Source organism: Bacteroides sp. 1_1_30 (assembly GCF_020982715.1).
Classification (GTDB): domain Bacteria; phylum Bacteroidota; class Bacteroidia; order Bacteroidales; family Bacteroidaceae; genus Bacteroides; species Bacteroides xylanisolvens.
In genome coordinates, this window is the sequence record NZ_JAJKHN010000063.1 from 24,647 (window position 1) to 39,278 (window position 14,632).

Genomic DNA, 14,632 nt, shown 5'->3' on the forward strand with positions numbered 1-14,632 from the left:
GGAGGAAATGCAATGAAAGAAAAGAGACATAGTTTGCCATTATTCAGCCTATGCATGATCGGATTGTTTTTTCTTTTTTCATGTTCGGATAAAGGAACTGAAACAGAAGATAATCAGTACTTTCAGGTCGTACGGACCGATACGGATATAGATTATACAGGGGGGAGTGTTGTGATACAGACCAATGTGGATGGAGTGGAGGCACATTCCAAAGATACCTGGCTGACGTCTGAGGTGTCGGGTTCCCAGGTGCGCCTGACAGCTTCAGCCAATCCCGGTTATGAGTCAAGGACGACAATGGTTCTGCTGACTTATGGAGATGAAATTCAGCAGGTTCCGATAACACAGCTGGGTATCATATCCATTGTAGATGTTTATTCATATGATTTTCAAGAGCATGGGGGAAGCAAGGGCTTTTTATGGAAAACAGATCAGGAATATAAAATAACGGGTGTTGACCCTTCATGGCTCTCTTATGAAATCAAGGGTGATTCTATTTATTTTAAATCAGCCGCACTGGGAATATACGATGATACACGTTCCTGTACGGTAAATATCACAGCCGGTACTTATTATAATAAAGAAGTGGTGTTCAGACAGGTGGCACCACCTCTTTCTTACGAATTGATTCCTGGAAACTATACATTGGAATATACCAGATGGGTTGGTTCTGAGAAACTCAGAACAGATGTGAAATTGGTTGAAAAGGAGGCAGGAAGAACTTTTGTTCTTAAAGGGCTGGCTTTTGACATTACTGTCCTGTTTGATTCCGGACAACCAGGAATAGCCATCAAATCGCAGCAACTTCACAAAGCGGACAATCAGGATGTATGGTTGGCTGCGTGGGAAGGACAAGGTACAGGACAGTTGTGGCCTGATAGCAGATTCGGTGTGAAGAGCAGGTGGAATGGCGACAAAAAGAATATTGAATTCGCCATGATTCCTGATGGGGTGATTGATAATACATGGCAAGATAGTGCCGGTAATCCTGTCATAACCAGAGGGTTCATTTTATGGGGGAAGAACGAATATACTTCCGGTGGGGAAAGTCGGCTGATCAATATGAAATTCATTAAGAAGAACCAATAGAGCCTTATGTATTTGGGTGGAACAGCCTTTTTCGCAAGATCTGTTCCACCTGTTTTGTTGAAATTATTAAATACTTGCGATGTGTTTAACTTGAAACTCAAATCAGGGGAATATTTGCAATATTTCATAGCATACCCGGTCTTTTTCGGTGAAAATAATATGACAGGTATCGAAATGGAAACAAGGCTGTGGATAAATTTATTCTTATTGGATTTTCTCTGTAACGTCAGCCTCCCTATATATCTTTAGAACAGGCCCGACAACAAATGATTACACTGGAGAGTAGTGAGAAATAGGATCATATACATATTTTGTAACTGTTGTCAGAGTCCTATTGAACGTTTCCAAAAACTGTACTAACATGTTGATAATGGATAGAAATGATAACGCATTCTTTGTGTGAATTTATATTTTCCAATACGATTCAAGGTACTGATATACATCAGGGATTGTGTTGAAGTGTTATAATACACATTATGAAATTAAGAGTAGAATTCCGATGAAATAATTTTTATTCATTGTTTATTATAAATAACAGACATTTTATTTTTGTTTTCAGACAAAAGCAACAAAATCAAACACCAACTGTTTTTATTTGTATTATCTTTGTACCAGTCAAATAGTTGAACAGTTTTTCAAATATTAGGATGGAATAAATTTATCAAGAACTTTGTTGTGAAACAAGAATCCCCAATCCACTGTTTTAGGCAATATTTGAAGACTGCGGGAATATCTGGGAAAGTCTTGTATACACCCCTTATGCATGGACTTCCCCTTTATTTTCTTTAAGTTTTAACATTAGTGATCTGATGTTCATCGGACATTCATTTCTGACTGATTGCGAATGTTTTTGTCGCGAGACAAAACATGTTCCGTTCATTTGTATGCTAACACTACAAACGGGTCCTAAAGGGTCCGTTTGTTTCTTTTATAAAAGTATGGGAGCGTTTTATCCTTCTTTTATATATCAAAAGCCATATGATAAAACAGGGAAGGGCATATGTACAGACGATTATATTCCGATACCCGACATCTGATGAGAACTGACCTATAATATCGTTTCATAGAACAGATTAATATATCCCACATGCTTGTTTTTTAGTCCGGTATCCCTAAGAGTGCAGTGATATGCACCCGTTTGTGATGTACTGTTTTTCAGGAGTCGTGCTCTATCTTGACTTGTAAAAACTGAATTAAAAAAAGATGAAGAACCGGTTTGGGCAGTATATGCGGCCGATTCTTCATCATCAGATCCGGATGATGCAGCACCCCTTATTGTTTTTTCAAGATATAATGTTCAGCCAATTCACCGCTGTTGAGCGTCCCCAGACTGTCAGACAATGCGACTGCACCATCGAGAATTTTATAGAACGTCTTCTCCCCGGAAGAAGGAGTTACCAGTTCTATGATATTTTCACTCACGATGTTATAAATGCCGCTTTCTTCAAAGATGCCGTCCTTCTTTCCCAAATATTCACTTCGCAGTTCGTAAGTTGTATCACTGTTGATTTTCAGTGTTGTCCTGATACCACCGCAATCGGCGCAGGGCAGTGTGCCCTCGTAGATTCCATAATAATTTCCACTTCCGGTGTTGGCTGTATCGGCACCCATAGTGGCGCTTTCTTTTTCTAACTGTGTGTTTTTTTTCTGTGATCCGGCACAGCCTGACATTGCCATTATTATAGCTGTTGCTACCAATAAAAGATTGAATCTGTTAAATCTCATAATTCCAAATGTTTAATAAATTAAATATTATAAATCTATAAATCAATCTGTTGTGATTATAATTCTTACAGGAGACCTATAGCCAGATAGCCCCTCCTTCAGTATCTCCTGCCTTATAGGTATAAGTAATGAATTCCTCAAGCGCCTCTTCCCATGTAAGATTGAAGGTTTTCATGATGGAATGCACGGTACGGTTGCTTTTTTCATCAAGACCATCCTCTTCGATTTGGTTGACGTTGGTGTCCTCTTCCACGTCAACATACTCATCGCGATTCCAGAACACCACTACCGGAATGCTCAGGTTGATATCCCATGTGCCGCGCTGGATCAATATTCCGGAAGGCTTGTAGAACGGGTCAAAAGTTCCTGTCTCAGGATTGGTCTTGGATTTGTAACCGTGATAAAGGCGGATTTTCAGGTCGAACTCCTTACGGTCCTTCAAAAAACGGATGACCCCTTTCAGCCCTATCGGGTTGCCGCTCCCCGTTATCTCAGCCTCCTTGCCATGTTTGGTCTTATTCCAGGGGGTGGTGTCCACATAGAGATAATCCACCAGCGTCCGCGCATCATTGTCATCAGCCTCCGCCTGTCCGTCAAAGGTCGGCCTGACATTTTCCGGTGTGAAGAAATGCTGGTGGATATTATCCTGTCCGTTTTCTACAAACTGGTTGTTCATCAACTCCCCTTTAGCGTTGTAGTAATAGATGAACATCAGATAAACGGGGGCCGGAGTAAACTTGCCCCCCGTAGTGAATTCTCCGTTTTTCTGCACGTAGAACCTGCTCTGACTGCCTTCGGCGAGTGTCCATCCCTGCCCGGTCTTCAGTTCGTAGGTTATTTCTTGAATACGTTTCATGTGTCTGGCTGGAGATTCCGGATTCTGATGAGGGCCACCGACTTTCTGTATTTCATTCCAGTCTGCATGCAGGTGGCATTCTACCAGGCAAACAGTCATTTTTGATGGGTCCTCATGCAATTTGTTTTGTGTCTCGTTTTCAGGAGTTACAGGATCTTTACTGCATGAATCAAACAACAGGGCAAGAGATGTCCCCATCAGGAGCATTAATGCGATTTTACATAAACTTGTTCTCATTTTACTTGTGATTAATAATGGTTAGTATTATGGTTCGTTATAAATCAAAAACTCCAGTTCACACTACAACGTACATCGCGCCCCATATCGTGTGCATAGTAACGCGAACGGTTGGTGTATTCTTTATATTCCTTGTTCAGAATGTTGTCTGCCGATATCATGAACCGTAGTATGTGTCCGCATCTTACGGAACATTCCAGATCCACATCGGCTCCAAAAAGATGGTATGCCGGAGGAGTGTACGGGATAAGATCCATATCCGGGTCAAACCGGGTCTGTTTTGCCACGAAACGGTGCCGTATGCCTAGACGCAACCGGAAATGCGACCGGGTTTTGTGGTTCCATGAAAGCTCATGGTTGAGACGGAAGGGGGGGATATAGGGAAGATAATTTCCTGTTGTCCGTTCGTTTGCCCGTATAAAGGATGCGGTCAGATGGTAATCCCATGAACCTGCCGGCGTGAAGTGAAAGTCAAAGTCCATTCCGCGGAAGAAGGCTGGGGTCTGCCTGTATTGAAATACGGGATATGCTCCTGAAATGACCGTGACAGTCTCTTTCTTCGGCTCATCATAGATATAGCCACTTATCCATTGCAGATAACCGTCCACACGGGCACTGAACACCTTGCCGCTATAACTGACAGAAGATATCCATTTGTAGCTTCTCTCGGAACGCATGGCTGAATCCCCCCTAACAAACATTCCTGATCCGAGCTCATTCCCATTGCTATACAGCTCATACACGTGGGGAGCTCTCCAGGCCATCCCGAAATTGGTGGTAAGTTTCCAGTGTCCAGAAAAAAGGTGATGGGCTCCCAGACTGTATGATATGTTATTGAACTTCCTTGTTCCCCCATAGGGATTTCCAGTCCAGTCATAACCGCTGGCACGGGTTTCCTGTCCGTCAAAGCGGACGCCTGCTTCAACTCCTCCCTTGCTGTAATTATACTTTCCAATGCCATATATTCCTGCCTGTGTCTCCGTGTAGTTGGGAATGACGGGGACGACGCCTGTCCCTGCCCGGCTGTGATTGTCTATGAACATGATTTGTCCCCCAACCTCCGTTTGCCATGAATTATAATTCAACTTCCACCGGAGGGAATTTTGAAAAGAATGCAGGTGCAGGGAAACAGCCGGGATTTCGGAGCCTAGGCGGCGGATACGGTTTTCCTGTCGGTCGTCTTTCTGCCAGGAACTCTGCCAATAAAGATTTCCAGCATTCTCCATGCTGATTTTTATTTTGCCAACGGCTGTCTGATGGGTAACCTCCTGATATGGATATGTGATACTTCGGTCGAAGGGGTCCGTATGCAGGGGACGTCCCAGCCGGATACGTTCCGCCAGCAGATCCTCACTCCCCATCTGGGCACTGAGCATTACCCCCGTGCGGTTATAAAAGCGGCTGTAGAAACCTTCTATTCTTAAACGGCCACGATCATAGCCGAGTGAGGCGGAGGTATGCAGTTCCCTGATTCCGGTGTTGTTAAGAAGATAGTTCGCGGTGGATCGGTCACCTGAATTCGAGTAGGTTCCCTGTACACGCCAGGCAATGTCACGGAGAAAAGGGAAGGCGCCTTCTATCTGTCCGGTAAAGACGTAACGGTGTCCATTGCTACCATAAAGCATGGAACCCTTTCCTTTTAAGGACGTTTCACGGAAAGGCAGGGAGGCCTGTTCCATGACTATGATTCCCCCCAAGGCCTCTGAACCATACCGTACCGCATCGGAACCTTTCACCACCTGGATAGAATTGCTACCGTTCATATCCACTTCCGGAGCATGATCGGCCCCCCATTGTTGCCCTGTCTGGCGGGTGCCATTGTTGATGATCAGTATCCGGTTGCCATACATCCCCTGGATGACGGGTTTGGCTATTGCCGTTCCCGTACTGATGGAGCTTACACCACTGACCTGTTCGAGCAGGGCACTCAGGGAGGTCCCCAACGCATGATTGATTGCAGGGGATGGGATTTGCTCGCTCACTGCATTTCGGGTTATTCCGGAACGTTCACCGGTAATGATGACTTCCCCCAATGTCGTCATTTCCGGAGAAAGACGTATCGTATAGGTGTTCTTTCTTTTAAACACATCCTTCAAGGATATATATTGAGATTTATACCCCAGACTCTGTACAAGGACTGTATCCGCGGAATTCCTTGAAGGAATAGTTACCGTTCCTTCGGATAAGCTGACAAGCACCTGCCCGCCGGCTAATACACCGGCTCCTTCAATAGGGTTTCCGGTTTCCCCGTCTATAATCAGCAGGGTCCTGGTTGTGTCTGATCGCTGCCGGTATTCCTGTGCATGCATATGTGCAGAATATACCATATACAGACAGGTAAGGAACAGACACACATATCGGGAATATGCATGAAATGTCATATTTTATAAAAGCGTCATCGAATTATAAATTGTTCAGGATAATCAATAGGCATAATAGCCCTTTACATGTCATCACATAATGCATGTAATCCATGGAGAATATGACATCCGGACAGGAGGAGCGCGAAGAGACAAAAGGAGAACAGTGGCAGTGACGTCCTGCTCCTCCAGAAAGAGATATTCGACAGGCTTTACAGTCAGTGTATGGTTGTATTCCAAACTCTCCGCTTCGGTAAATGAGGATAAAGTGAAAAGACAGATAGCACATTTGTCTGCTGAATCATGATGAGGAGTCTGTTGCCCATGGTGGGCAACAGACTCCTCATGAACATGAAAGGCTTTCACAAAAAAGAAAGGCATCACGCTCAGCAACAGTAGATATGCTATGGCTGTTCTATGTTTTGTTATTCTATCCACACCGCAAAAATAATGGATTCTGCAAATTCATGCAATACCTATAAATGGTTATTTCCCAAGGATCTGTCAAACGGAACATTGGACCGCCCGCTATGAAACAATTTAAAAAGACGGGCGGAATCCGAATAACAGTGGAAATATAGATTTTTAACATGACCGATAACGGCATGGAATATAACCACGGCCGTCATGAGTCTACCATTTCATACCCGTATCCATCGGAGAGGCGGTTGTCTCGGTAAAATAGAACTGTTTATTTGATGAATGTCCCGTTTCTCAATTCTTTAAAGGATTCCTCCAGTTCCTCCCGGCTGTTCATCACTATGGGACCTCCCCAGACAACCGGTTCTTTCAGGGGAGGAGCTGACAACAGAAGGAAACGTGCACCTTCCGGTCCGGCTTTCACCTCCACCGGCCTATCCGTATCTTCCCCGGGAGTGGGAACAGAATACAATATGGCACATCCCTTACTCTCCGCCAACGGCTGTTCCACTTCGGGGAAAAGCGTACCTTCCAGCAAATAGAGAAACAGGGTATCATCGTCAGGGGTCTCGCCATACTTCCATGAGGCGTCAGCAGGTAAAGTTACATCCAAATATGTTATCTGAACATACGAGCCGTCCAAGGCTCCCCGTACCCCCCGATGACTGCCTGATAAAATCCGGACTGTTGCCTTGTCGGACATCACTACCGGAATGTCATCCGGGCTAATGTCCCTGTATGCCGGCGGAACCATTTTTTTTGCTGCGGGCAAATTGACCCATAGCTGACATCCGAGCATCCTTTCCGATGGCTGCGGCATCTCCTGATGGAGTATTCCTGAACCGGCTGTCATCCACTGGCATCCCATGGACTGGATCACCCCCTTGTTTCCCAGGCTGTCCTCATGTTTCATTGTTCCACTGACAAGATAGGTTACGGTTTCTATTCCGCGATGCGGATGCCAGGGAAATCCCTTTATATAATCCTGAGGATTGGTGGAGTCAAAACCGTCAAGCATCAGAAACGGGTCAAAATCATGAACCGTCTGCTCTCCTAATATTCGGCGCAGATGCACACCTGCCCCGTCAACAGTGTTTCGTCCTCTCACAATCTGTGTCACTTTTCTTTTTTTCATATTACTGTTATTTTAATATTAATTATTTTTCAATCTATGGAAGAATGGGTTGTAAAATATAATTATCTATAAGAGAAATTGGCTCCGGAATATGTAATTTAGCTGGTGCTGTTGATTATTTTTAATAATGGTGCCGTTTTTTTGACTATATGTCCCATTCTTCCTACACTGGTGAGAATTCACAGTCCACGACAATCCGTACGTTATCCGAGATCATAGACGGAATATATTTGGAGGCTAATTGGAAATCCGAGCATCTGATCACACTCTGGAGACGAAAACCTGCCGTATCTTTACCGGACACCGGACTTTCCTTTCTGCCCATAAACATCACATCAAACCGTACCTTTTGGGTGATTCCGTGGAGAGTGAGTTCTCCATATATTTCGCCTCTATCTGCATTCATCCTCTTCATTCCCGTACTTTTAAACACCATTATGGGGAATCTCTCCACATCAAAAAAATCGGATGAACGCAGATGTTTATTCCTGGCTTCCACTCCTGTGCTCACACTTGCCGTCCGGACTTCCACCCGGATATCCGTATTCGTGCAATCACCATTCTCCTGCCTTACGGTAATGTCAAAGTCTGAGAAATATCCGCTGACAAAGGAGAGCCCCGCATGCTTCACTTCAAAACCGATACGGGTATGTTCGGGATCGTCAGTCCACATAACTGTCTGCGCATTGATACTAGTGGCTGTCATAAACAATAGGAACAATAAAATATTTTTCATAAACTGGATATTTCAGGAAAGCGGATGTTATTCTTTTATACAAAGGATAACATCCGTCTTCATTCTTTTATAACCGGACACTTTTCTGTCTGTTATACTATTTTTCTTTGAGTGTTTCCACAAAAAACGATCCGTTATCCAACAGCCCCTGGAAGAAAACAGGAACGGTTTCTTTGCGGTTCCAGTCCCTTTGCAGTTCACAGATATACTGGGTTACGGAAGTCAGCTGAACTCCAGCCTGCTCCATCCGTCTGAGGGCTGTTTCATGAGCCAGTCTGGATGTTCCGCCGACAGCGTCAACAATAGTATATACCTCATAGCCCTCTTTCAAAAGATCCAAGGCTGGAAAACAGAGACAGACCTCTGTCCATAGCGCACAAACCACAAGCTTCTTTCTGCCGAGTGCCTTGACTGCTTCCTGGAACTCCTTGTCCTCCCATGAATTGACAGAAGTCCTGTCAATTTCAGGTTGCCCTGGAAGAGCCTTTTTTATTTGGGGGATGGTAGGCTGGTTAAGGCCGGTGGCAACATTCACCGTAGTCAATATAACAGGGACATTGAATCCTTTGGCCACACGACAGATATTGGATATATTTTCCACCAGCTCCCTTCTGTCCATGGAAGTGATGGAATGAACCTGTATAGGCTGATAATCGATGATTAACAATGCGGAGTTTTCCGGTGTCAGCAAATGATCCGTCTTGGGATCTCTAATAGGTTTGATACTACTCATTACTTTATGTTTTTATAGTTAAATAATTTTTAATGGAGGTCTGCATACTCCCCATCTTGGTTTATTGATTGCAAAGGTAGTAAGCTTATACCTAATTTATCTGTTCTTAAAAGAACAAAACTTAGTCAATTACAACACTTTTCGTGGTGCGATATAACAAGATGACTAGCTTTTATACCAGCTTCTTTTCTAATGAATGCCGATGCCATCATTTTCCAACACCACACAATATATTATTTATAGTTTGGCTTTTCTTGTATATCTGATCCTTTCTTTGTATCTTGCTGATGTTTTCATATCCGCTCATTGGATATCAGGCTTTTATCCAAGTTTACGGATGAAATGGTTACTTTAGAAAAATATAGAAATAGTTTGTGCTTATGGATCATGCTAAAGAAACATTGTCGGCTCTGGTGCAGGAAATGCAGACGGTCACCACATACGATAAAGGGGTCTATATCCTGAATATTGAATTCTTTTTTGACAAGTACAGTAATAAGATGCTTCGTGCCGGTGCTTTCTTTTATATATTGGTGGAAGGCGGGACAGCAGAATTTGTAGTTGACTGTCATTCCCATGTTGTAGGAAAGGGGGACATGCTTCTTGTCGCTCCAGGAATGTCCCTGGAATTAGTAAAAAAAAGTTTTGATTTCGGTTCATGTGGCCTGTGCATGGATCCTTTCTTTTTCGACTCCCTTTCCGTAGGGAACTATGTATACAAGCAGCTTTATAACAGCAGCTATACGACATATATCTTACGGCTGGAGGACAGCGATGCCGGATATATACGCAAGACATTGGAACTGACATTCCACTACCTCACTTCTGACCATCCTGTGGAAATGACCCGTTCTTTGGGAAACTTCTTGTTATTGCAAATAACAGAAATCTTCCATATCCGGAACGTGCATTCTGCCGGTCGGGTCAGCCGTGCCGATACGATATTCCGTCTTTTTAGAAAATTACTGGCTGAAAATTACCGGAAAGAGCATGAGCTTCTGTTCTACGCTACCTCTCTGAATGTCTCCCGTACCTATCTGTCAAGGATGATACGCCAGGTTTCTGGAAAAACTGTGAATGACTATATAAAGGAAGTACTATATAGGGATGCCAGACGTTTGTTGATTTTTACGGATCTGACAGTAAAGGAGATTGCGGAACAATTAGGGTTTTCGGACCAGTCATCTTTCGGGAAGTTCTTCAAGAAGGAGTCAGGGACATCCCCCGCAAACTTTCGTGACGGATATAAAAAACTCCACAACTTGTAAAAATGAATGCTGTATAACATACGTAAAAGTTTACTACTAAAACCGGACTACCCTTCCACATGAAGGATCTCCTCTGTTTTTTTATGGATACTGATCGGAATCTGTTGGTAGGGAATTGGATAAGGTATGGCAGATTCACCAACTATAGTTATGAAAAGGAGTCAGATGCTTATAATTACCGATAATTTGCCTTTTGGGGATACAATCAAACTTTCCATTATAAGTTTCGATAGGTTATGTATATCTCAATTCTATTAAAGTAGACAATATCTACTATATTTGAGACATATTTTGAAAATACCTGTCCCCATCTGTGTTTGCCTTTCATTATTTTATTATTTTCACACCGCTTTAATGTGGATATATTAAAATCTGTTTGCTTTTTGTATTCGGTAAACTATATGGAAGTATTAATTATATCCATTCAGACTTATGCCTTGAACCGGTGTGGATTGAAAAAGCCTGTTGTCATACAGATCGAGATGGATGGAAGTCCGTTCCTAGATATCCATCCGAGGAATATTAATATTATTTGTAAGCAAAAAGCACATATCAAAATTAAAGATATTTTAATTGTAATAATTGTAATGAAACATATATTTTATCATCTGACCGCTATTATGGTCGTCGCAGTATGGGGAATGACTTTTATTTCTACCAAAGTGCTAATAGTTCACGGTCTGTCTCCCCAGGAGATTTTCTTCTTCCGTTTTCTGCTGGCTTATATTGTGGTTTGTCCTATCTCTTCTCACTGTCTTTTTGCCCGTAATCTGAAAGATGAGCTATGCCTGATGGGCGGCGGAGTATTGGGTGGTTCCCTGTTTTTCTTTTTACAGAACATGGCGCTAGGGTTGACACAGGCGTCAAATGTTTCTTTCATCATATGCACGGCCCCGTTATTGACAGCTGTTTTGACCGTGTCCGTGCGGATGGAAAAGGTCTCAAGAGGCTTTATATGCGGATCTGTTGTCGCTTTGTTGGGTGTGGGCTTGCTGATATTCAACGGAACTTTCATTCTCCGGATATCACTTTTGGGAGATTTACTGACCTTTTTGGCTTCCTTGTCATGGGCGTTTTATAGTCTTGTCATTCAGGATCTCATCCGAAAATATTCCCCGGCTTTTATCACCAGAAAAATATTTTTCTATGGCATAATAACAATTCTGCCCACCCTCCTTTTTCTGCCCTCACTGGCAGAGCCTGCTGTATTGTTGGACAGTGAAGTGTGGAGCAATCTCCTTTTTTTAGGTGTCATAGCTTCGTCTGCCTGTTATCTGTTGTGGAATATTGTCGTAAAACAACTGGGAACGATACAGGCATCCAACTATCTTTATCTGAATCCTCTTGCCACAACGGTCGGGGCGTCTGTATTTCTACATGAGGAAGTGACTCCTGTCGCAGTGGGCGGAATCGTATTGGTTCTCTCGGGCATATATCTGGTTACCAGAAACTCCCGCCACCTCCAAGAAAGTACTGCTTTAAAAAAGCAACCGGATTAAATTCTGTTCTTTTTATTATTATAATCATATGCAGGCTACAATTGGTGATAAAATTGAAATTTAAACAATATTTTTCGTTTTATTTCTATCAAGCAAGTGCTCCTTTTTGCTTATTCCTGAATGAAACAATAGATAACCACATGTTTGGATAGATTGACAATCATTTGTTAAAGGTCAAATAAGGGAATAAAGATGTATAGCTTGTGTCGTAATTTACCAAATATAATTATATTTGGAATATGGAATAATAATCATTATTTCCGAACTTTGCACATAATAATTAATATATTAGGAAGATATTAAAGTTCTTAGTATCTAAAAGCTTATGAATCAAGTTATGATAGAATCTAGTCTTTCCAGTTCAGGAAAGTATAAAATAAAAGTTTACTACAACGAACTTCATAGTTTTTCTAGCAGTGGCAATAGTAACCAATAACCAAGATTGATATGAGAAGTATAGCAACATTTGATCTACAGTATGCACACAGATTTTATGGTTTTCGAGGAGAAGCCCAGTATCTTCATGGGCATACAGGTGTTCTGACTATTGAAGTGGAGGACACTATAAATATAGGAGTAAATATGGTATATCCCTGTAATGAAATCCAGAAAACAGCATGGAATGTTCTAAAAAACTTTGACCATGCTCTAATCCTCAGGGAGGACGATCCGCTTTTACCCGCAATTCTTGGGGTATATGAAAAACAGGGTATCAAGAATGGACATCCTCAAAACACAATGAAAGGTGAAGCTTTCAAAACCGAACTGGCCACAGCATACCCGGATGCGCGTCTTGTGGTAACAAAAGAGACCATGACTGTGGAGGGTATGATAAAGATTGTATACGCTCTTCTTAAAGATAAACTGAACATAGCCAAAATCACGTTCACCAGTGGAGTAAATGCAGGTTCTGCTGAATTCGTTACAAAAAATAAGATTCAGCGTTGTCCACTTTGTGGTATTACGTTGAATGAGGAAGGTGTATGTCCTAAATGTGGATACAGGAAATAATTATATCCGATAACACAGTCCAACATCATTTGGACTGTGTTGCTTGTTTCTCTTGCCATATCCATGAACATAAAATAAAGACATAGCGAAATAGTAAAATTGAGTAGAATATTATATAGTATTAGATAATGGGTGTCAGAAGGTTTTATATTTTTCAATATTTTGTTATATCTAAATCAAAGAATTTTATAAAACTCTTATAATTAATATATTATGCAGTTAAATTTTGTCTTTTTATGAAAGAAAGAATCATCTCGTTTTTATGGCAACACTTATTGCTCGTCGTGTCATTGTTCATAATGACATGTAGTAGCACTTTGCGTACGGTCAAATCTTGGTAGCAGTGTGATTGCTACCATCCCATTTGTCATGACACTGGCTGGAGAAGATGGCATGACTCCTCAATTTACGATTGGAGAATATACTTACATAATGAACATGCTTTTCATTGGGCTTCAGAGACTCATTCTCCGCCGAGATTTCCCACGGATGCAACTTTTCCAATTTATTATTGGTTTTGTATTCGTTATCCTAATTAGACTAATATGTGTCTTACATTAATTGTAGTATGTAACACTATATTATGGAAAGTGGTGGTACAATTAACGGTGTGTGTGCTGTTTACCGTAGGCATCTCTTTAGAGATACGATGCGGCTCAGGCACTATGCTAGGTGTAGTAGCGGTTGGTAAGGCTACCAATATTTCGTTTGCTAAAGCCAAAATTATAGTTGATATCACCCTAATTGTCATAGCGGTAGTTTGTGGGTATTTCTATTTTGGTACATGGCAATGGCAGGTCGTTGATACAGAGACTCTTATGTCCATGATTATTGTGGGAGTTATGATGAAGTTATTCGACAAGCATCTTGACTGGTCCAGTCAATAACTCTACTACTGTCCTAGATTCCGTTGGTATATTTATGGTCTGATCCTGTACGTTTACGAGAAGATTCGGTAATGTTTTGATCAGATGTTAGACATTAAAAAAAATTATCTTTATGATCAAAAGAATTATTTGGTGGCACAGCAACACAAATTTGCTGAAAATTATATGATTACCAATTCATCACCGCTGTTTTATAAACATTCCGACAAACATATATTTATTAAAACATTTCGTTGAATATATCAAAAAAGTATAATTATAATTCAATGTATGGGAGTGTGTTAAAAATGCTGATACAACCTCGTTTCCCCCCTTCCCAACTGGCAGGAAAGTATTCCTAATAATCTCTTGCAGTATGTCGTAAAATGGACAGGAGAACTGAACCCGAGTTGTTTGACTATTATTTTTTATTAAGATTTTGATTTTCTGATTATTACTCTTACTCGTTCCGCCTTTTTTGCATCCATTTATAGAAACTTTCATGAAAAGAGTACGTGATGATTTATTGTTATCAAGCCGGTAATAATCAAATCCAAAGTCTGACTTCATTTGATCATTCGAATCGGATAAATGCCCATTCATACATAATAGTTTCATATTCTTTTTCTGAGTATAATCAAAGTCACTTTATATCAATTTTTATTATATGACGGAACAGGTTTACAATCTATATTTA

Annotated in this window: 12 protein-coding genes; 5 read left to right on the forward strand and 7 right to left on the reverse strand. The window is 41.6% G+C overall.

Going from position 1 to position 14,632, the window contains the following annotated elements; translation table 11 throughout:
- The first annotated feature begins 12 nt into the window (after positions 1–12).
- Positions 13–1,089: a BACON domain-containing protein gene (locus LPH68_RS17835; protein WP_080979952.1), complete on the forward strand. Its 1,077-nt coding sequence runs from the start codon at positions 13–15 to the stop codon at positions 1,087–1,089.
- A 1,272-nt stretch (positions 1,090–2,361) separates the two neighbouring features.
- Here LPH68_RS17835 and LPH68_RS17840 read toward each other — a convergent pair.
- The 7 genes from LPH68_RS17840 to LPH68_RS17870 form a co-directional block, all read right to left on the reverse strand.
- Positions 2,362–2,814 (reverse strand): copper resistance protein NlpE, encoded by a 453-nt coding sequence (locus tag LPH68_RS17840; protein WP_048698778.1) that lies wholly within the window; start codon positions 2,812–2,814, stop codon positions 2,362–2,364.
- Between the two features lie 76 nt (positions 2,815–2,890).
- A complete protein-coding gene (locus tag LPH68_RS17845) occupies positions 2,891–3,907 on the reverse strand; it encodes a hypothetical protein (RefSeq protein WP_048698781.1) in 1,017 nt (338 codons plus the stop codon).
- Between the two features lie 44 nt (positions 3,908–3,951).
- Positions 3,952–6,288 carry a TonB-dependent receptor domain-containing protein gene (locus LPH68_RS17850; RefSeq protein ID WP_048698783.1) on the reverse strand — a complete coding sequence of 779 codons (2,337 nt, stop codon included), beginning with the start codon at positions 6,286–6,288 and terminating at the stop codon, positions 3,952–3,954.
- Positions 6,289–6,360: 72 nt separating this feature from the next.
- Positions 6,361–6,648, reverse strand: a complete 288-nt coding sequence (locus LPH68_RS17855) for a hypothetical protein (protein ID WP_230297041.1) — start codon at positions 6,646–6,648, stop codon at positions 6,361–6,363.
- Between the two features lie 310 nt (positions 6,649–6,958).
- Complete coding sequence (locus tag LPH68_RS17860) at positions 6,959–7,822, reverse strand: pirin family protein (RefSeq protein ID WP_048698786.1); 864 nt, start codon at positions 7,820–7,822, stop codon at positions 6,959–6,961.
- Between the two features lie 163 nt (positions 7,823–7,985).
- Positions 7,986–8,558, reverse strand: a complete 573-nt coding sequence (locus LPH68_RS17865) for a YceI family protein (protein WP_048698789.1) — start codon at positions 8,556–8,558, stop codon at positions 7,986–7,988.
- A gap of 97 nt (positions 8,559–8,655) precedes the next feature.
- Complete coding sequence (locus LPH68_RS17870; protein WP_048698792.1) at positions 8,656–9,291, reverse strand: hydrolase; 636 nt, start codon at positions 9,289–9,291, stop codon at positions 8,656–8,658.
- Positions 9,292–9,671: 380 nt separating this feature from the next.
- Here LPH68_RS17870 and LPH68_RS17875 point away from each other — a divergent pair, with 380 nt between their 5' ends.
- From LPH68_RS17875 to LPH68_RS17890, 4 genes are all read left to right on the forward strand, one after another.
- Positions 9,672–10,559, forward strand: coding sequence for an AraC family transcriptional regulator (locus LPH68_RS17875; protein ID WP_048698794.1), 888 nt, complete (start codon positions 9,672–9,674; stop codon positions 10,557–10,559).
- A 581-nt stretch (positions 10,560–11,140) separates the two neighbouring features.
- A complete protein-coding gene (locus LPH68_RS17880) occupies positions 11,141–12,058 on the forward strand; it encodes a DMT family transporter (protein WP_048698901.1) in 918 nt (305 codons plus the stop codon).
- Between the two features lie 447 nt (positions 12,059–12,505).
- A complete protein-coding gene (locus tag LPH68_RS17885; protein ID WP_048698796.1) occupies positions 12,506–13,069 on the forward strand; it encodes a 6-carboxytetrahydropterin synthase in 564 nt (187 codons plus the stop codon).
- Positions 13,070–13,438: 369 nt separating this feature from the next.
- Positions 13,439–13,630 (forward strand): hypothetical protein, encoded by a 192-nt coding sequence (locus tag LPH68_RS17890; RefSeq protein WP_230297042.1) that lies wholly within the window; start codon positions 13,439–13,441, stop codon positions 13,628–13,630.
- Positions 13,631–14,632: the final 1,002 nt, after the last annotated feature.

Excerpts from the sequence above, each read along its gene's own strand:
- LPH68_RS17835 (WP_080979952.1), top strand. The coding sequence starts at position 13 with ATGAAAGAAAAGAGACATAGTTTGCCATTATTCAGCCTATGCATGATC.
- LPH68_RS17840 (WP_048698778.1), bottom strand. The coding sequence starts at position 2,814 with ATGAGATTTAACAGATTCAATCTTTTATTGGTAGCAACAGCTATAATA.
- LPH68_RS17845 (WP_048698781.1), bottom strand. The coding sequence starts at position 3,907 with ATGAGAACAAGTTTATGTAAAATCGCATTAATGCTCCTGATGGGGACA.
- LPH68_RS17850 (WP_048698783.1), bottom strand. The coding sequence starts at position 6,288 with ATGACATTTCATGCATATTCCCGATATGTGTGTCTGTTCCTTACCTGT.
- LPH68_RS17855 (WP_230297041.1), bottom strand. The coding sequence starts at position 6,648 with ATGCCTTTCTTTTTTGTGAAAGCCTTTCATGTTCATGAGGAGTCTGTT.
- LPH68_RS17860 (WP_048698786.1), bottom strand. The coding sequence starts at position 7,822 with ATGAAAAAAAGAAAAGTGACACAGATTGTGAGAGGACGAAACACTGTT.
- LPH68_RS17865 (WP_048698789.1), bottom strand. The coding sequence starts at position 8,558 with ATGAAAAATATTTTATTGTTCCTATTGTTTATGACAGCCACTAGTATC.
- LPH68_RS17870 (WP_048698792.1), bottom strand. The coding sequence starts at position 9,291 with ATGAGTAGTATCAAACCTATTAGAGATCCCAAGACGGATCATTTGCTG.
- LPH68_RS17875 (WP_048698794.1), top strand. The coding sequence starts at position 9,672 with ATGGATCATGCTAAAGAAACATTGTCGGCTCTGGTGCAGGAAATGCAG.
- LPH68_RS17885 (WP_048698796.1), top strand. The coding sequence starts at position 12,506 with ATGAGAAGTATAGCAACATTTGATCTACAGTATGCACACAGATTTTAT.
- LPH68_RS17890 (WP_230297042.1), top strand. The coding sequence starts at position 13,439 with ATGACACTGGCTGGAGAAGATGGCATGACTCCTCAATTTACGATTGGA.